The organism is Ruegeria sp. YTSA168, assembly GCF_059610045.1.
In genome coordinates, this window is sequence record NZ_JBXWMW010000022.1 from 21,113 (window position 1) to 38,006 (window position 16,894).

At 55.8% G+C, this 16,894-nt stretch carries 14 protein-coding genes and 2 pseudogenes; 9 read left to right on the plus strand and 7 right to left on the minus strand.

Annotated elements, in window-relative coordinates; all coding sequences use genetic code 11:
- Positions 1–8: 8 nt before the first annotated feature.
- Both AC2FFE_RS20240 and AC2FFE_RS20245 read right to left on the minus strand, forming a co-directional pair.
- The gene (locus AC2FFE_RS20240) at positions 9–941 is read right to left on the minus strand and encodes a DMT family transporter (RefSeq protein ID WP_496847533.1); all 933 of its coding nucleotides are present in this window, start codon (positions 939–941) and stop codon (positions 9–11) included.
- Positions 941–1,891 carry a glutathione S-transferase family protein gene (locus AC2FFE_RS20245; RefSeq protein ID WP_496820952.1) on the minus strand — a complete coding sequence of 317 codons (951 nt, stop codon included), beginning with the start codon at positions 1,889–1,891 and terminating at the stop codon, positions 941–943. The genes AC2FFE_RS20240 and AC2FFE_RS20245 overlap by 1 nt, the downstream gene beginning before the upstream one ends.
- 113 nt (positions 1,892–2,004) lie before the next feature.
- Between AC2FFE_RS20245 and AC2FFE_RS20250 the strand changes: the two genes are divergently transcribed.
- The gene (locus tag AC2FFE_RS20250) at positions 2,005–2,934 is read left to right on the plus strand and encodes a LysR family transcriptional regulator (protein WP_496847535.1); all 930 of its coding nucleotides are present in this window, start codon (positions 2,005–2,007) and stop codon (positions 2,932–2,934) included.
- On the opposite strand, the gene AC2FFE_RS20255 is transcribed toward AC2FFE_RS20250, so the two are convergent.
- Complete coding sequence (locus tag AC2FFE_RS20255) at positions 2,918–3,520, minus strand: TetR/AcrR family transcriptional regulator (protein ID WP_496847536.1); 603 nt, start codon at positions 3,518–3,520, stop codon at positions 2,918–2,920. The genes AC2FFE_RS20250 and AC2FFE_RS20255 overlap by 17 nt on opposite strands.
- Before the next feature lie 113 nt (positions 3,521–3,633).
- On the opposite strand from AC2FFE_RS20255, the gene AC2FFE_RS20260 reads away from it, so the two are divergent.
- Together AC2FFE_RS20260 and AC2FFE_RS20265 are read left to right on the plus strand one after the other, a co-directional pair.
- On the plus strand, positions 3,634–3,999 hold the full coding sequence (locus AC2FFE_RS20260) for a DUF983 domain-containing protein (RefSeq protein ID WP_496847538.1): 366 nt from the start codon (positions 3,634–3,636) through the stop codon (positions 3,997–3,999).
- 158 nt (positions 4,000–4,157) lie between these two features.
- Positions 4,158–4,367, plus strand: a pseudogene (locus AC2FFE_RS20265) (transposase); the annotation flags it as partial.
- Between the two features lie 19 nt (positions 4,368–4,386).
- On the opposite strand, the pseudogene AC2FFE_RS20270 reads toward AC2FFE_RS20265, so the two are convergent.
- From AC2FFE_RS20270 to AC2FFE_RS20285, 4 genes and pseudogenes are all read right to left on the minus strand, one after another.
- Positions 4,387–5,244: pseudogene (locus tag AC2FFE_RS20270) on the minus strand (IS110 family RNA-guided transposase); the annotation flags it as partial.
- Between the two features lie 85 nt (positions 5,245–5,329).
- The gene (locus AC2FFE_RS20275) at positions 5,330–7,072 is read right to left on the minus strand and encodes a tetratricopeptide repeat protein (RefSeq protein ID WP_496847540.1); all 1,743 of its coding nucleotides are present in this window, start codon (positions 7,070–7,072) and stop codon (positions 5,330–5,332) included.
- 217 nt (positions 7,073–7,289) lie between these two features.
- Complete coding sequence (locus tag AC2FFE_RS20280) at positions 7,290–8,267, minus strand: HAD family hydrolase (protein WP_496820945.1); 978 nt, start codon at positions 8,265–8,267, stop codon at positions 7,290–7,292.
- A 76-nt stretch (positions 8,268–8,343) separates the two neighbouring features.
- Positions 8,344–9,918 (minus strand): arylsulfatase, encoded by a 1,575-nt coding sequence (locus AC2FFE_RS20285; protein WP_496820944.1) that lies wholly within the window; start codon positions 9,916–9,918, stop codon positions 8,344–8,346.
- A gap of 277 nt (positions 9,919–10,195) precedes the next feature.
- Here AC2FFE_RS20285 and AC2FFE_RS20290 point away from each other — a divergent pair, with 277 nt between their 5' ends.
- From AC2FFE_RS20290 to AC2FFE_RS20315, 6 genes are read left to right on the plus strand one after another with little or no spacing between them, the layout of a single operon-like run.
- Positions 10,196–11,179, plus strand: coding sequence for an AAA family ATPase (locus tag AC2FFE_RS20290; RefSeq protein ID WP_496820943.1), 984 nt, complete (start codon positions 10,196–10,198; stop codon positions 11,177–11,179).
- A gap of 31 nt (positions 11,180–11,210) precedes the next feature.
- Entirely contained in the window at positions 11,211–12,152 is a 942-nt protein-coding gene (locus AC2FFE_RS20295) for a DUF58 domain-containing protein (RefSeq protein WP_496820942.1), read from the plus strand.
- Complete coding sequence (locus AC2FFE_RS20300) at positions 12,149–12,625, plus strand: DUF4381 domain-containing protein (protein ID WP_496820940.1); 477 nt, start codon at positions 12,149–12,151, stop codon at positions 12,623–12,625. The genes AC2FFE_RS20295 and AC2FFE_RS20300 overlap by 4 nt, the downstream gene beginning before the upstream one ends.
- 1 nt (position 12,626) lies before the next feature.
- Positions 12,627–13,607, plus strand: a complete 981-nt coding sequence (locus AC2FFE_RS20305) for a VWA domain-containing protein (RefSeq protein ID WP_496820939.1) — start codon at positions 12,627–12,629, stop codon at positions 13,605–13,607.
- Complete coding sequence (locus AC2FFE_RS20310) at positions 13,604–15,124, plus strand: VWA domain-containing protein (RefSeq protein ID WP_496820938.1); 1,521 nt, start codon at positions 13,604–13,606, stop codon at positions 15,122–15,124. Before AC2FFE_RS20305 ends, AC2FFE_RS20310 begins: the two co-directional genes overlap by 4 nt.
- A complete protein-coding gene (locus tag AC2FFE_RS20315; RefSeq protein ID WP_496820936.1) occupies positions 15,121–16,434 on the plus strand; it encodes a hypothetical protein in 1,314 nt (437 codons plus the stop codon). The genes AC2FFE_RS20310 and AC2FFE_RS20315 overlap by 4 nt, the downstream gene beginning before the upstream one ends.
- Positions 16,435–16,894 lie beyond the last annotated feature (460 nt).

Here is a 16,894-nt window from a genome sequence, read left to right on the forward strand (position 1 = left end):
TGTCAGATTCAATCCGGACAGCGGCGTGCGCTGGCGGCAAACCAGGCACGTGGAGTGGACAAATGACCGTTTGTGATTGCCAAACCGGCGAAGATTAGGACGAGTGCTGCGACAAAGGCTGGCGAGATGGTTTCCCCAAAGGTGATCGCGCCAAAGAAGATGCCGGAAAGCGTCGCGAAGTACCCGACCTGAGAGAACCCAACGCCATCCGTGCGCCTCTGCACTTCGAAGGTCAGTGCGTAACTAATTGCAGTGATCAAGCCGACCCCGCCGATCGCGGCAAAGGCTCTGGGTTCAAGTGATGAACTTTCGTCCACATTCCCCGAAACCAGGAGTCCCCCACCGATCAGAACCAGTTGGAGAAAGAGCGTTCCGGCCGCGAGTGTCATTGGGTCTGCACCGCTCGGGTAGGCTCGGCTGCGGAATACATTGCCCGATGCAAGGACCAAAGGTCCGGCAAGGGCAAGAATGATCCAGACTGGTTCGACGTTCGACGTATCCAAGCCGCGCAGGGTGGCAAGGCTGATCCCAGTGAGGCCGACCAGAATTCCTAAAAGGCGATGAACTGGCAACATTCGCCGCTCAGCTATCGCCGCAATTGCAAAGGTGAACATTGGGGAAAGCGTCACCAGCGCCGCGTAGAACCCGGTCGTTACATGTCCAAGGACAATGTATCCGATCAGGCCCGGAAGGCTAATGCCGAGCAACCCTGCGCCGAGATAGTAGACCATGAAACGCGGGGCTGTTTGCGGCGCGGTGCCTTTGGCAAGGAGCACACCAAACAAAACAGCACTGGCCACGAACACTTGCCAAAACAGCGCGACATGAGGCGGCACCCCTGCCAAGGCCACGAACTTGGACAGCGTAAAGCTCACACCGACAAGAACTCCAATGAGAATGATCAGGACAGTAGGCGGGGCGGATCGAACGAAGCTAGGCATCACGCGGCTCCTTTCATGGGGGCTGCAAGCGCATAGAGCGACATTGGTCCGATTGGGATAATCCCGCTCGGGTTGATGTGCCGATGGCTCTTGAAATAATGCGCGCGAATGTGCGGCAGATCGATGGTGTCCGCTAAGCCTGGGAGTGAAGCGATCTTAGCCAGGTAGCGAGAGAGTGCGGGATAATCGGCAATGCGGGCGCGGTCGATCTTGAAGTGGGTCACATAGACCGGATCGAAGCGCAGCAAGGTCGGGAACAGCTTGAGGTCGACCTCGGTGAGCTGATTGCCCGCCAGAAACGTTCGATCCGCAAGTAGGCGCTCCAGATCGTCCAGGGTGTCGAATACTCGAGTGACAGCATCGCAATAAGCATCCTGGCTTGTCGCGAAGCCGGCGCGATAGACGCCGTTTCGAAACGGCTCTTGGATCAGATCGGCCGCACGATCGATTTCTGGACGAAGCCCTTCGGGGTAAAGATCGGGGCCAGTTGTATCCCGGAACGCCTGGTTGAGCATCCGCATGATATCAGCGGACTCTGTGCTGACGATCTTGCCGCTGTCACGGTCGAGCAAAATGGGCACTGTGATGGCACCGGTGTAATCAGGGGCGGCGCGCTGATAGATTTCGTACAGATACCGGTCACGGGGTAAACCATGTGCCGGATCGAAAGCCTGCTGGTCGATCACCCAGCCGTTTTCGGACGAGATTGGATCCATCCAGGTGATGCTGATGGTATCCCGTAGGCCTTTGAGCGCCAGAACCAGATCGACGCCGTGACACCAAGGGCAGGCCTTAGACAAATAAAGGTGATACCGGCCTTGCTCTGCTGGAAACTCCGCATTCTTGTCGTTCTCAATCCAGCTACGGAACCGGCTCGGCTGCCGTTCGAAGCGTCCGTTTGTTTGAGTTGGCTTGTCGCGTAGAATTCCGTTGATCAGCATCTTGGCCATTGGTCTCTCCGATATCTGTCGTGTTGAACGAGAGGTAAGTGGTTTCCAGAAGCGTGATAATTGTCTATCTGGAATACATATAGGTGAGAAAAAGTTGACCAAAGGAGCCAACCATGACCGAGATTGGAGCGATACCTGTGTTTGTCGCCGTGGCTGAGAATGGTAGCTTTGCCGCCGCTGCGCGAAAGCTGGGCATCACGAAATCCGCTGTGAGCAAACGCGTTGGCGGGCTCGAGGCCCATCTCGGCGCGCAGCTCTTCCACCGCTCAACTCGCAGCATCTCTCTGACGGAAGCCGGAGAGATTTATCTGGCGCATGCCATCCAAGCGCTCGGATCAGCGCAAGAAGCCGAAGACGCGGTTGCTGCGTTGCAAGGAGACCCGATCGGGCACCTCAAAGTCAGCGCACCGATGTCATTCGGTCAACTCCATGTCGCCCCTGCGATACCGGAGTTTCTTCGCCTGCACCTTGGTATCACCTTGGAATTGTCGATGGATGACCGATTTGTTGACCTGGTAGACTCGGGCATGGACCTGGCTCTGCGCGCGGGCTCTCTGCCTGACTCCGCACTTATTGCGCGCAAACTTGCTCCTATTCACAGCGTGATTGTAGCCGCTCCCGCGTATCTGGATCGCGCCGGTGCACCTCTTCATCCCCAGGACCTCATGGATCATGACTGCTTGCACTACGCCTATTCCCGCGATCCCCTGGAATGGAAGTTCATCGGCGATGATGGTGAGATCGCGGTCCGGACCAAGGGCCGGTTTCGAGTTAACAACAGCGAGGCGCTCTGCACCACGTTGGTCGCCGGTCTCGGAATAGGCCGCCTTCCAACCTTCATCGCCGGCGCCCACTTGGCCGCGGGACGGCTTCAACGCGTGTTGCCGGACTTCTTGATGCCCGAACAGGCGCTCTACGCGGTTTTTCCTGAACGCCAGCATGTTCCGGCAAAGGTAAGGGCTTTCGTCGAGTACTTTGCCAACTATGTGGGGAAGAAGACGCCTTACTGGGATAATGAGGCCGGGGTTACTTCGGAGAGCTAACCAACCCGCGCACGAACATGTCGATCGCTTCATTGCGCATGCCGTTATGACGCTTTGCAGGAATGCTGAACAACCCTTTGTGCAAGATCATTCCGTCGGTCAGAGCGGCGATAGCACGACCAAGCTGCTTGGCGTCCGCGTTCCCTCGAATTTGTTCCACTTCTTGCAGGTGCTTGATCTGACCGGTGTAGTGATCACCCAGTCTGTCGAAGAAACTCGCAACTTTTGCACTGAACGCATCAGACGCAAAACTTGGTCCAAACACCTCAAAGAACACGCGAACGAACTTCGCATGGTCATCTGAAATGTTCATGGTTTGTGAGAGACCGTCCACAAAGTCTTCCAGTGTTTCTGGCATCTCCTGCCCAAAAAACCTTTCTTCCAACGCTTTGAAATGTCGTTCCACCATCGATATGGCGATAGCTTCCTTGTTCTTGAAATAAAGGTAAAGCGTTCCCTTCCCGAGCCCGGCGGCTTCGGCCACATCTGCGATGGTGGCGGCGTGATAGCCCTTTTTTACATAGACCTGCATGGCAGCATCGAGAATCCCGTGCTGCATTTCTTCACGGTCAACGACCTTTGGCATTTTCCTACCTCAATTTCGGTTTTTTGCGGTTCTTGCATATTTATGACTGGACGTCCAGTCATTCAAGATATACATGACTGACCATCCAGTCATAAACGATTCGAGGAAGCGCAATGGAACTCACAGCTGAACGAGACACCAAGCAGGCGATGATAAGAGGCTTCAAACGGACCTGCCCGCGATGTGGCAATGGACATTTGTTTGATGGTTATCTCTCAGTCTCAAAGGAATGCTCTTCATGCGGGCTGGACTTGACGCACCAGCGTGCAGATGATGGTCCTGCCTACCTCACAATTGTTGTTGTCGGCCACTTGCTCGTGCCTCTGCTTGTTCCCGCCTACAAGGCCTGGGATTTGCATCCGGCAGTCATGGCAGCGGTCTTCTCTGCGGTCGCAGTTGGGCTGTCCCTTTTGCTCCTCCCCCGCCTGAAAGGTGCATTGATCGGCTTTCAATGGGCCAAGCATATGCATGGCTTTTAAACACTCAATTTTGACTGAACGTCCAGTCATATATCAAATGGAACATCTTCATGAACACTCTCAGACTTACCACGCTCACAATGCTGATCCCGTTGGGTTGGGCAATCTCAGTGGACGCTTATCCGCAGACACTCGAAGGTTCGGGCGGCACGCCTACAGACAAGGGAATAAAACCCTGCATTCCAGGTCGAAAATCGCGCGACAAACCTGTCCGGTACGACAAGCGCCGCTACAAACGCCGTAACAGGATCGAGATTATGTTCGGGCGCCTGAAGGACTGGCGCCGTGTCGCCACTCGCTATGACAGGTGCCCGAAGGTCTTCCTATCCGCAATCGCACTCGCAGCTACCGTCCTGTTCTGGCTGTAATTTAATGAGTCTGGAGCCTAACCACGGCGCTGGCGCCAATAATGAGGAGGCGTCGCAACGTCCGGTTCCCCATCTTTGAAGTGCGTCCCAGGCGCTGCTTGCCGCCAGTCGAATGCTGGAGTGGGGTTAAGCCTACCCATGCTGCAAAATCGCGGCCCCGTCTGAATGTCGAAGGGGGTGGAGCAAGTGCAGCAAGCGCTGTCGCGACAATCGGGCCAACGCCTGGTATCGCAGTCAACCTCCGGCATGTTTCATCTTCCCTGGCACGCTGTGCGATTTGCGCCTCCAGCTGTCTGATACGGCCATTCAAAGCGTCAAGCGTATCGACAAAAATGCTCAGGAGAGGGCGGGACATCTCCGGCAATTCAATGGTCCCGTCTTCGACTGCAGAAACAAGTTTACGGACGTGTGTTGGGCCTTTCGCAACCACAAAACCGAACTCGGATAGGTGGCCGCGCAAGGCATTGATGATCTGTGTGCGTTGCCGGACCAACAAGTCACGCGCTTTGAAAGCCAGGACCGCAGCCTGATTGTCTTCGCTGCGGACCTGCACAAACCGCATCGTTGGTCGTAGGGCTGCCTCGCAAATGGCTTCAGCGTCGATCGCATCACTCTTGCTGCGTTTCACAAACGGTTTGACGTATTTGGGTGCGATCAAACGCACCGTATGTCCGAGCGCTTTAAATTCTCGCCCCCAATAGTGGCTCCCGGAGCAAGCCTCCATAGCAATGGTGCACGCCGGCAGTTCAGCAACGAACGATAGAAGTTTGTTACGTCTCAGCTGTTTGCGAAAAACCAACTCTCCTGTGGCACTGCATCCATGAAGTTGAAACACATTCTTCGCCAGATCTATGCCGACGAGGTCCAAATTCGCCATTTTGCTAACCTCCTGATGGCTTCCATCTCCAAAACCTATCAGATGAGAGATCAGGGGATGTCCATTCCATCAGAACCCTCGGCCGTCATTGCTGATCCGAAGCGATCGCGGAAAGCGAAGGATCATCGGGATTAACCGAAAGCGCACGGTCCAGTACTAGTCTTCCTGCATTAGACCCGCCTGTTGCGGTCGCCAAACGTACCCGCATCACCCAGGCGTCAACATTTTGCGGGTCGAGAAGAGTCACTTCTTCAAAAGCTTTTTGAGCGGCGGATATGTTGCGCATTGTAAGTGCTATCCCGCCAAGAACCAGATGAGTTTCTGGATAGTCTGCGCGGTTGATCAACGAGTTTCTCCATTCTGACAATGCATGTTGCAAACGCCCTTGTTCGTGACGGGACAATTGCGATCCCCTTGCAGACAACATTGCCCGCGCAGCTGCGATCCTGACGGTCCGGAACGGATCCTCCAACAAAGGCAGCATCTTGGAAATCTCGTCTTGATCTGCATCGGTCAGCAAACCCACTGCACTGGCGCGCACCATCGGATCGGAATCATCCAACTGCGTAACCGCTAAGTCTCTCACCTCCTGTCCCGCATTCTGCTGCAACAACCACAAAGCCGTTGCACGTATGATTGCAGGCTGGGCAGTGTCGCGCACCAACTGGGCAAGATCATCACTAGCCGTGCCCAGATCGGCGCGCGCCGTCGCCAATACCTGCCCGAAATGTGCACCACGTTTTACGCTTTGCGGATACCAAGCCTCTAAGGTCTGGGCGGCCCATTCGGACGTTCGATCCGTATGGCAATCGGTGCAGGTATCCGGAGCCCCTGTCTCAGCCGCGAGATCGGGCCTTGGGATGCGAAACCCGTGATCTCGGCGCCCATCAACGCCCATGTAAATCTGCTCTGGCATATGGCAGCTTTTGCACTCTGCACCTTCCGAACCCATAGGATGAAAGTGGTGGGCCGGATCGTCATAGAGCGCGCGTGTTAAGCCAGGAAACTCTTCCCGCCCTGCTGGCGAATGACACTGGGTGCATACATCATTTCCTTCGGCGATGAGCGTTGCAGAGTGTGCGTTATGGCAATTGGTGCAACTGACGCCACTTGCATACATTTTAGACTGCAGAAAAGAACCGTAGACATAGACTTCGTCCAATATTTGGCCGTCCGAATGATAAAGACCAGGTCGCAGTAGCGCGAGGTTGTAGTTGTCGTGATACGATGATCCAGGCAGCGGATTACCGTCTCCAAACGCCTCACGACGAGAATGGCACGTAGCGCATTGCTGGATCGTCGCCTCCGCGCCCGCGTTGAAATCCATAGTCAGTCCGAGCGCGTTCAATTGCCCGTTGCTATTGGTAAGTTCGCTTCCTTTGGCCCAGTCCAGATGAGCTGAGCCGGGACCATGGCAGGCTTCGCAACCAACACCGATTTCGGCTTGGGTTGATGCGTAAGTACGCGTGTTCGGATCATAGTTCTTCTCAAACCCGGTAGCATGACATTCGGCGCATCGGGCGTTCCAGTTTTTGTAAGGCCCGGTCCAATGCAATCCGTCATCCGGCGGCAGGTCCTGATCGGGATAGAGGTGATACCAGCGTTCGTTTTCCACGTCCCAGACCACGTCGAAGCTTTGCAGCCGGCCTGGCTCAGTTTCGAACAGGTATTGCTGAAGCGGAGCGATGCCCACGACGGAATGCACCGGGTATTCAGTTGTGAGATCGTCCTTTTCAGTGACGGTGGCGCGATACTGCACTCCGTCAGTACTGAAACGGACGTTCATGCCATCATGGCTGAAGGAGGTGCCATCGAAATCTGCAATCACCGTATTCGGCGCCGGAGCGCTCCATGCCAGCGCGTGATGCGAACCGCTCCACGCAGCGGCGGCTTCGGTATGGCACTTGGTGCATTGCGAAGAGCCTACATATTCAAGCTCTTGCGCGGATGATACGGTGGGAAGCCCCAGAAAGGTTGTTCCAGCAATGGCAACCCATCTGATCAGGGGCGCTGATAAAAGAATGGCTATCTTTATATCCTTCCCGCTACTGGTTCACACCGGTGTAGACGCGCGACCAATCGCTGGCCATATCGACGATGAGCCAGCCCAGATCGGGACCGCTTTCCAGCCCATCGCACAGCCGACCAATATGGCTGTCGCAAGCATAGGCCACTTCGCGTTCACCATCCGTATGATGCACGATCAGGCCCAGCCGAAGTCCGTCGCCCGCCGTGGTCCATTCAATCATCGCATAGTCGCCGTCCGAGTTTCCACCAGCAATGATCGGTCGTTTCCCGATGATCCGGTCGATATTGATTGGCTTACCTTCTTTATCGTCAACAAAACCGATCGCCGGTTGTTTGATGATGGTAGGAACACCGTCGATCACCTCATAGGTGGTTTCGGTATAGGTGCCGATGACCTGTTCGGTCGGGATGCCATAGGCGGCCTCGGCAAAGACCCGCATGAAATGAATCCCACCACCAGAGACGATATATGTCTTGAACCCTTCGTCACGCAGATAACGCAACAACTCCACCATCGGCTGGTAAGTCATCTGGTCGTAACGCAGACCCGTAACCGGGTGAGTTGCGGTGGCAATCCAGTCGCTCACACTTGCCTGAAAATCGTCTACACTCAGACCACTATGGGTCGCCTCTAGAACTTCGATCACGGCTTTTTCGCCACCCTCAGACAGAGCCTTGTAATCACCTGCAGCAGCAGCCTTGAGCGCATCAGACTTGACCACTTCAGGGTCATCCTGCGCCATCTTCTGAAACGCTTCGACCGCATAGATCAGTTGGAAATATACCGGCTGCTCACCCCATAGCGTGCCGTCATTGTCAAAGACCGCAATACGATCGGTCGGCGTAACATAACCATCGGAATTGGGGTCGGTGACGCTTTCAACAAACGAGACGATCCGCGCCTTACTGTCTGTTTCATTCCAGGATGGCAAAGGGTCTGCAAATACGACCGAAGTGATGGAAAACAGCGAAAGTAACAGAAAATACCTGAGCATGAATTGGCACCTTAGCAGGGTCAAAGAAGACAGGCCGCCACGATTGTGGCGGCCCGGATCGGTTCATTATTCAGGATCAATCGCCTACAGGCGCGGTCATCTTTTCCATCACCTGTTCCAGATTGAAGCTGGCGGCTTTCTGGCGTGGTGGGAATTCCTGGAATGTCGCCAGGAAATTGCCCACATATTGCTGTGCTGGGACAAGGAAATAGGCCCTATTAAGCAGCCAGTCATAATAGGTGTTCGAAGTCCGGTAGGCGCGCTCATAGGGGTCACGTCGCAGATTGATGATCAGGGGGATGCGCAGCTCGGTCCATGGTTCCATCCAGGCGCGCAGGGTGCCCCATGCTTTCTGCTCAAGGAAAATCAGCTTCCAGTCGTCATACCGCAGCGCCGTTAGATCACCGTCATCCGAGAAATAGAAAATCTCTTTGCGCGGTCCCTCTTCCACCTCGCCCTTGAAATAGGGCAGGAAGTTATAACCATCCAGATGCACCTTGTATTCACGTCCGATGGCTTGAACACCGCCCTGAATCAGCTCCTCCTTGATATTGTCACGACCCGCAGCGGCCAGATAAGTCGGCAGCCAGTCCATATGGTGCATAATTTCGTTCGAGACTGAGCCAGGCTCAATCAAACCAGGCCAGCGCACCATCGAGGGCACCCGCCAGCCACCTTCCCAGTTGGTGTTCTTTTCACCCCAGAACGGAGTCATCGCAGCATCCGGCCAGGTGTTCATATGCGGGCCATTGTCGGTTGAATAGTGAACGATGGTATTGTCGGCGATACCCAACTCATCCAGCAGGTCCAGCAGTTGACCAACATGCATGTCATGTTCCAGCATCCCGTCGGTATATTCGTCGTTGCCCGGGTTACGCCGGTCATCAGCCACATGAGTGCGGAAGTGCATCCGCGTACCATTCCACCAGACATAGAATGGTTGCCCCTGCTCATGCGAGCGCTTGATGAAGTCGATAGCCGCGGCAACAGTTTCGTCATCGACTGTTTCCATGCGTTTCTTGGTTAGCGGGCCCGTATCCTCGATCGTGCCATCGGCCTTGGACTTGATCACGCCACGCGGGCCATAGGCTTCGCGGAAAGTGCGACCATCAGTCAGTACCTGATCGCCGGGATAGTCTTCGTTCTCGGGCTCTTCTTCGGCGTTCAGATGGTAGAGATTGCCAAAAAACTCATCGAAACCATGGTTGGACGGCAGATGCTCATCCTTGTCGCCCAGATGATTTTTGCCGAACTGACCAGTAACATAGCCTTCGGCTTTGAGCAGCCCCGCGATTGTCGGGTCTTCCTCTTGCATCCCGAGATCGGCGCCCGGCAGGCCCACTTTGGACAAACCGGTCCGAAACACCGACTGCCCCATGATGTATGAAGACCGTCCAGCCGTGCAGGATTGCTCGCCGTAATAGTCGGTAAAGATCATGCCATCATCGGCGATTCGGTCGATATTCGGCGTGTGATACCCCATTAGACCCATCGTGTAGGCCGAGATGTTGGACTGGCCAACATCGTCACCCCAGATGACAAGAATATTGGGCTTTTGCTCTTGCGCAGTGGCGGAAACGGCCAGAAAAATCGCGCAGGTGAAAGTTGTTAATGGCCGGATGATGCGCCGAGGCTCAAAGGCTGCAAACATGTTTTCAAACCTTTTTTATGAGTAGTAGGGAACCCGTACAGCTTACACGTAAATTTGAGTCTTTGTGTTAAAAAATTGATTTATGGAATTGCTCAAATTAGTCTGGATCGCGTTCGGGGTTCAACTCCGGTCATATTCTGGATGGTTTGAAAGCGGATTTAATTCAATGTTTTAACCAGAGGAGTGTGTTTTTCGAATGCTCTCAAAGATTGAGTGGAAGTGCGTCTCCTTCTGCTTCGAGTGTAAAATTGGTTCAGGGTAATGACGGAGTATTCCCATGTCCGCACATGATCAGATCCTCGACCTCAAAGCCAGGATGGGTCGGTCTATCATCGGTCAGACCGAGGTGGTCGAGCGCTTGCTGATCGGCTTGCTGGCCAATGGCAACCTGCTTATCGAAGGGTTGCCTGGATTGGCCAAGACACGCGCCGTCAAAGCGATGGCAAAAAATCTGGACGCACAGTTCAGCCGCATCCAATTCACGCCTGATTTACTGCCATCGGATGTCACCGGTACCGAGGTATACGTCCAGGCCAGCAGTACGTCCGAATTCCGGTTCGAGCCGGGGCCGATCTTTGCAAATATCGTGCTGGCCGATGAAATCAATCGCGCACCCGCCAAGGTGCAGGCCGCCCTGCTGGAGGCGATGGAGGAACGCCAGGTCACGGTGTCGGGAACGACACATAAGATGGAACCCCTTTTTATCGTCATGGCTACGCAGAACCCTATCGAACAGGAAGGCACCTATCCCCTACCCGAAGCACAAATGGACCGGTTCCTAATGCACGTGAATATCATCTACCCCCCGGTTGAGGACGAGGTTGAGGTCATCCGACTGGTCCGGGGCGAGGAACAGTCAACCAATCAGCCCAAAAAATCCAGCGCGTCCAAGCCTTCCGCCATTCGGCAGCAGGCCATCTTTGATGCGCGCGCGGAAATCTCCGGCATTCACGTCGCGGATGCGATGGAGCGTTACTTTGCCGATCTGGTGTACGCTACTCGAACCCCCGCAACCCTGAGTGGAGAACTGGCCAGCTGGATCGAGGTCGGTGCCAGCCCGCGCGCCTCGATCGCCCTGGACAAATGCAGCCGCGCGCACGCTTGGCTGGCCGGGCGAGACTATGTCGATCCGCTCGATGTCAGAGCCATTGCCCATGACGTATTCCGCCATCGCATCACATTGAGCTATGAGGCGCAGGGCGCTGGTCTGTCGCAGGATAATGTGACCGACGAGATCATCAAACTGGTTGCCCTACCATGATGACAGGCCTTCGGCCGAGGATGTTATGCCAATGAAGCAAACGGCAACGATTACAGAGCTTGGGCATGATCCCCGTATTCATGTCGACCTGCACCAGTTGGTCGCGCTCAGACGACGGGCCTCGCGACTGACCTTTCTGCCTCGGCAACCTGCGAATTCCGTTCTGAACGGTCGCCATGCCTCGAAACTGCGCGGCCGGGGGCTGAATTTCGAAGAACTGCGCACCTATCTGCCTGGAGATGATATCCGCACTCTGGACTGGAAAGTAACAGCACGCACGGGCACGCCCCATGTCCGGGTCTATACCGAGGAACGCGACCGCCCAACGCTGCTGCTGGTAGACCAACGCATATCGATGTTTTTTGGTAGCCAAGTCTACATGAAATCCGTCATCGCTGCCGAGGCCGCCGCCATTGCTGCGCATCTTTTGTTGGCGCAAGGCGATCGGGTCGGCGGGTTGGTCTTCTCGGACGACACCGTAGCCGAACACCGGCCCGTGCGCTCGGCCCTGTCCTTGCGACAGATGCTAGCCTCGATCGCTGACGCCAACGGTCGGTTATCAGCCCGGGGTCAGACCCGGCCCAACGTATTCAACCAGATGCTGCGCTCCGCGGTCCGAACTGCCAAGACAAACTATCTGATACTGATCTTCTCCGATTTCGACGGTGTTGATGCCGCGTCCGAGTCTTTGATCCGCGCCCTCGCCCGGCACAACAACGTGCTGCTGTTCAACATCGCCGACCCGATGGCAGCGCACATTCCGACTAATACACGCCTCGCCATATCAGATGGTGCCTTGCAGGCAGAGATCGACACCACTTCGACCGAGACCCGCAAACAAATAGAAGCCTTTGCGCAGGACCGGCTGGCGGTGATCCGGGGCTGGGCACAGAAATACCAACTGCCCTTACTACCGCTGTCGACGCAATCCCCTGCTCTGGATCAAATCTCTCATCTGTTGGGGGTGTCATGAACCCGGATCTGCAAGGCCTCAACCTTGTCGAGCTGATCGACCTCTTGGAGCCCGCGCCGGAACCTGCGCCAATCTCAATGATGCCGCAAACTGTTGGGTGGGTTTGGCTTGGGTTGGCACTTGCGCTGCTGGCCGGATGGCTGATCCGGTGGGCCACAAAACATCGCCAAGCCAACGCCTATCGCCGTGCAGCCTTGGACGCGCTGGACAAAGCCGCGGATGATCCGGCTTGCATCGCCGATATCCTCCGCCGCACTGCATTAAGCGGATTTCCACGCGGCGAGGTCGCAGGACTGACCGGCAAGGATTGGCTACACTTTCTCGATCAGACCATGGGAGGTGACCGGTTCTCGAATGGCCCTGGACGCATTGTCACGCAGGCCCCCTATTGCCCGGCCCCGGCATCTCCAGAGCTAACCCGCTTGGCACACGACTGGATCGTGACGCACAAGCAGCCAAAGCAAGAGGTCTGAAGTGATCACCTTAGTGTATCCCTGGCTCTTGCTCCTTTTGCCGGTACCCTGGCTGATGTGGCGGGTTCTGCCGCCGCACCGCGAGGAGGTCACGGCAATCCGAACCCCCTTTTTCCGACAGCTGACAGAGGCAGCGGGTGCCACACCGCAGGCGGGTGCGACAGTGCTGCGCCGGAGCAGAATTCAGATCATCACTGCACTATTAGTCTGGACAATGATCGTGATCGGTCTGGCAAACCCTCAACGGCTAGGCGATCCTATAGAAATCGAAAAATCCGCCCGCGACGTTGTGCTTGCCGTTGACATCTCAGGCTCCATGGACCAGCGGGATTTCATTGGTGAAAGTGGACAAAGGATGCAGCGTTTGGACGCTGTCCGCGATGTTATCGGGACCTTTATCACCGAGCGCGACGGTGATCGAATGGCCCTGATCGTCTTTGGTACGCGGGCCTTTGTGCAGGCCCCTTTCACAGAAGATCTGCAAAGCTTGGAGGAATTCCTTGATCAGACACAAGTGGGTATGGCCGGGCCGAACACAGCTATCGGAGATGCCATCGGCCTGGCGATCCGTATGTTTGACAGCAACGATGTCGAGAACCGCCTGATCATCTTGCTAAGCGATGGTGCAGACACCAACAGCCGGGTTTCTCCGGTCAACGCCGCCGAGATCGCCGCTGACAAGGGCGTTGTCATTCAGACCATCGGCGTCGGCGACCCTGAAGGGACAGGCGAAGATAGGGTAGATCTGACAGCATTGGAGGATATCGCTGACCGCACCGGTGGCGCATTCTTTTATGCCAATGACAGCTCCGCTTTGTCGCAAGTCTATGAGCAGATTGACGCCATGGCACCTCGGATCGTCGAAGAAACCAGCTATCGACCGACCTATTCGCTCGTTTGGGTGGCCAGCCTGCTAGCCGCCTTGCTGGGGATAGCAACGCTTGTTGCTCTGCTCGCTTCACGGACTTGGAGGCGGGCATGATCAATTTTCTTGATGCCTTCCACTTCCTTCGCCCTGTCTGGTTGATGCTTTTGCCCTGTATTGGGCTGCTTTGGTACATTGCAAGGCGTCGTCCCTGGAAGGAAAGACATGACGCCAGGCATTTCGCCCCGCATCTCGCGGTGGCACTTCAGGTCGGTTCAAACACCCGGCGGCGTATTCAACCAGTTGACAGCGTCATGCTCTGTCTCAGTCTGCTGGCACTCTCGGCAGCTGGTCCTTCATGGAGCCGTATCCCCAACCCGCTGATCACGGAAACCGCTCCACTCGTGGTGGCGCTCAAGGTGACACCTTCGATGGAGAACACCGATCTGGCGCCCTTTCGGCTGGATCGCGCAAGGTTCAAAATCCTTGACTTGATCGCCGCGCGGGCTGGCGGGCGCACAGCGCTTGTGGCCTATGCAGGCACCGCGCATCGGGTCGCACCACTAACCGAAGACCCAAATATACTGCGCCCGCTATTGCAAGGGTTGAATCCCAAGGTGATGCCGGTTGAAGGGAATGATGCCACTGCCGCACTGGAATTGGCACGCGAAATTCTGAAGGTCGCAGAAACGCCCGGCGCGATCCTCTTTGTACTGGATGATCTAGATCCGGCGACGGTTGCTGCGCTCACGAAGGACGACCTCGAACAACCACCGGTGGCGATGTTGGTCGCTGTGCCTTCCGGGAAAATCCCTGCCCAGATTAAGGGGCTCACAGGCGTTTCGGCTTTTGAATTAACCGCCGATAACCGTGACATCACGCAGATCGAACGGCAGCTAACCTCGGTGCAACAAGCGGCGCAGCTGAACGATGAGCGTCTTGATTGGGATGATCGCGGCTGGTTGCTGTTGTGGCCTGCGGCATTCATTGCGTTGCTGTGGTTCCGCCGGGGCTGGACCATGCGTTGGGGCGCCGCCCTCGTTATTGTCACCACGCTTCAGATGCCGGGCAGTGCACATGCTGAAGGATGGAAAGATTGGTTTCTGACGCCTGATCAACAAGGACAGATTGCCTTTCGAAACAAAGAGTTCGTACGAGCCGCGGACTTGTTTTCTGCCCCGATGTGGAAAGCTCACACATTGTTGCGCGCCGGCCGCTACGAAGAGGCCGCAGAAGTATTTGCCGGGTTGAGCAGTGCCGAGGCAGCCTTTTCCGAAGGTCTGGCGCGGATCGGCAACCGCGAATACCGCGCAGGTGCGCAGGCCTTTGAAACCGCTTTGGACCGCCAGCCAGATTTTCCTGCTGCTGCCAAAAACGCCGAAATCGCTTGGGCCATTGTCGAACAGGTCGAAACCACTCGCGAGCAATCCGACACTGGCGAGGAAAGTGGCATCGGGGCAGATGACATGACATTCGACAACGAAGCTCAACGCGGTGTGACCTCACAGGTCGATGCACCTATGGACGAGGCAACGGCGCCGTCTCCCGACCAATGGATCGACAGCATCGACACCGAGATGGGGGATTTCCTGCGCAGTCGGTTCCTCTACGACAATAGCGAGAAGGGCACATGATCCGCACTATGATCGCGATATCGTTCCTGTGCATTGGTGCCGGCATCGCCACCGCACAAGACCCGCGCGTTACGGCCGATTTGGAAAGCGACAGCACAATCGTCGGTCAGCCGCTGATGCTGCGCATTTCGATACTTGTGCCGACATGGATGCCGGAACCGCCGGTCTTTCCGGCTGTCGAACTTCCGTCACTTCTGGTCCGCCAGCCCGATCGTTCCTCGGGGCCGATCAGCAAAAATATCGATGGTGAAACCTGGTCGGGGGTGCGCCGCAGCTATCGCCTCTACCCGCTCGCGGGCGGCAGCTATACTTTGCCGACGGGCGACGTAACGATAACCTATGCCAACCCAAACACAAGTGAGCCTGTGACATTCGCTGCATCTCTTCCTGAACTGACCTTCGTCGCCACCATCCCAGAAGGGGCATTTGGGCTGGATCCGCTGATCATCGCCAGGCGGTTCGAACTTCAACAACAGATTGACGGAGATTCCAGCCTAGATGTCGGCGGAGCCATGACGAGGACTATTACAGCAAATATCACCGGCACCTCTCCAATTATGATCCCTCGCCTAACTCCTACATCTGACGGAGAAAGCCTGCGTGCCTATCCAAAGGAACCCCAAATCGACGAGAAAGTGGACCGCGGTCAGATGCTAGGGACGCGCACCGAAACAACTGCTTATGTTGCCCAAAACGAAGGGACCGCCGCATTGCCGGGGTTGTCGCTCGATTGGTTCAACATCGAGACTGGACAGCGGGAAACCGCGACAGTTCCCGCTATTGATGTGTCCATTCACAGTGCAGTTTCTGGCAGTGGAGACGAGTCAAAAACATGGCACTTGTCCAAAGTGTTTTGGCTTGTGCTGAGTCTGGGCTCGCTCACTGCAATAGCGATCTGGGCGTTTTCAGCGCGAGTAACATCGTTGCTGGCGGTCTTGAAAGCTCGCGCTTTCCAAACAGAATGGTACGCCGCGCACAAGTTTAGCAAAGCCATCTCACGCCGTGATTTGACGGCTGTGACAACCGCGTTTTCCGAGTGGAAGAAATATTATCCCGACGTACCAGAACAAAGCTTCTTGGTGCTGCTCAACGGGATGACCTCAATCGGCAAGGCTCGGTTTGGGGCGAAGACCGACGAGACCACCACGAACTGGCGCGCCTTACGCTTAGGGTTCTCAGCCACGCGCCACCGTTTGAGGAGCAAATACCGCCCCTCGCGCCGCAGCCCACAACTACACAACCTAAATCCGATGTGGTCCGGTAGTTCGACCCGCTCTCCAATCAAAGCAGCCTTCACCGAGGCGGACTAACGCGACGAGAGTCAGCCCAGCCATAGCCACATAAGGCATTCGGATCACGGGAATCTTATCCTGTGCCATGTCGTGCATTTTGCACCCGGTCTTACCGGTGTTATGGCGATGGCCAATGGTGGACTCCAATCAAACCGGAAGACAGTGTGGTCGCTGAATGGTAAATCTAGCGGATAGAGTGATGAAGCGGGCTGCACAGATCGGCGTCAGCGCCAATCAAACCGGTAACACTGTATACACCGCATCCGATTTCATGCGCCTGGCTTCGTGATATTTTGCCATTTCTCTGGGCTGGCCATTTCGAACCTGGAGATTAAAGGCACTTAGTTGCCTGCCTCCCGTCCAGAATAGAGCATCTGCTTAAACTCGATCCCTTCCGCATTGAATGTCCTGTGTGGATGGCTCCTGCATAGCAAGACATTTTTTGAGCTGATACGAGCGTCTGTCAGATGCAGTCGTG

Coding starts and splice junctions, on each gene's coding strand:
- AC2FFE_RS20240 (WP_496847533.1), bottom strand. CDS start 941: ATGCCTAGCTTCGTTCGATCCGCCCCGCCTACTGTCCTGATCATTCTC.
- AC2FFE_RS20245 (WP_496820952.1), bottom strand. CDS start 1,891: ATGGCCAAGATGCTGATCAACGGAATTCTACGCGACAAGCCAACTCAA.
- AC2FFE_RS20250 (WP_496847535.1), top strand. CDS start 2,005: ATGACCGAGATTGGAGCGATACCTGTGTTTGTCGCCGTGGCTGAGAAT.
- AC2FFE_RS20255 (WP_496847536.1), bottom strand. CDS start 3,520: ATGCCAAAGGTCGTTGACCGTGAAGAAATGCAGCACGGGATTCTCGAT.
- AC2FFE_RS20260 (WP_496847538.1), top strand. CDS start 3,634: ATGGAACTCACAGCTGAACGAGACACCAAGCAGGCGATGATAAGAGGC.
- AC2FFE_RS20280 (WP_496820945.1), bottom strand. CDS start 8,267: ATGCTCAGGTATTTTCTGTTACTTTCGCTGTTTTCCATCACTTCGGTC.
- AC2FFE_RS20285 (WP_496820944.1), bottom strand. CDS start 9,918: ATGTTTGCAGCCTTTGAGCCTCGGCGCATCATCCGGCCATTAACAACT.
- AC2FFE_RS20290 (WP_496820943.1), top strand. CDS start 10,196: ATGTCCGCACATGATCAGATCCTCGACCTCAAAGCCAGGATGGGTCGG.
- AC2FFE_RS20295 (WP_496820942.1), top strand. CDS start 11,211: ATGAAGCAAACGGCAACGATTACAGAGCTTGGGCATGATCCCCGTATT.
- AC2FFE_RS20300 (WP_496820940.1), top strand. CDS start 12,149: ATGAACCCGGATCTGCAAGGCCTCAACCTTGTCGAGCTGATCGACCTC.
- AC2FFE_RS20310 (WP_496820938.1), top strand. CDS start 13,604: ATGATCAATTTTCTTGATGCCTTCCACTTCCTTCGCCCTGTCTGGTTG.
- AC2FFE_RS20315 (WP_496820936.1), top strand. CDS start 15,121: ATGATCCGCACTATGATCGCGATATCGTTCCTGTGCATTGGTGCCGGC.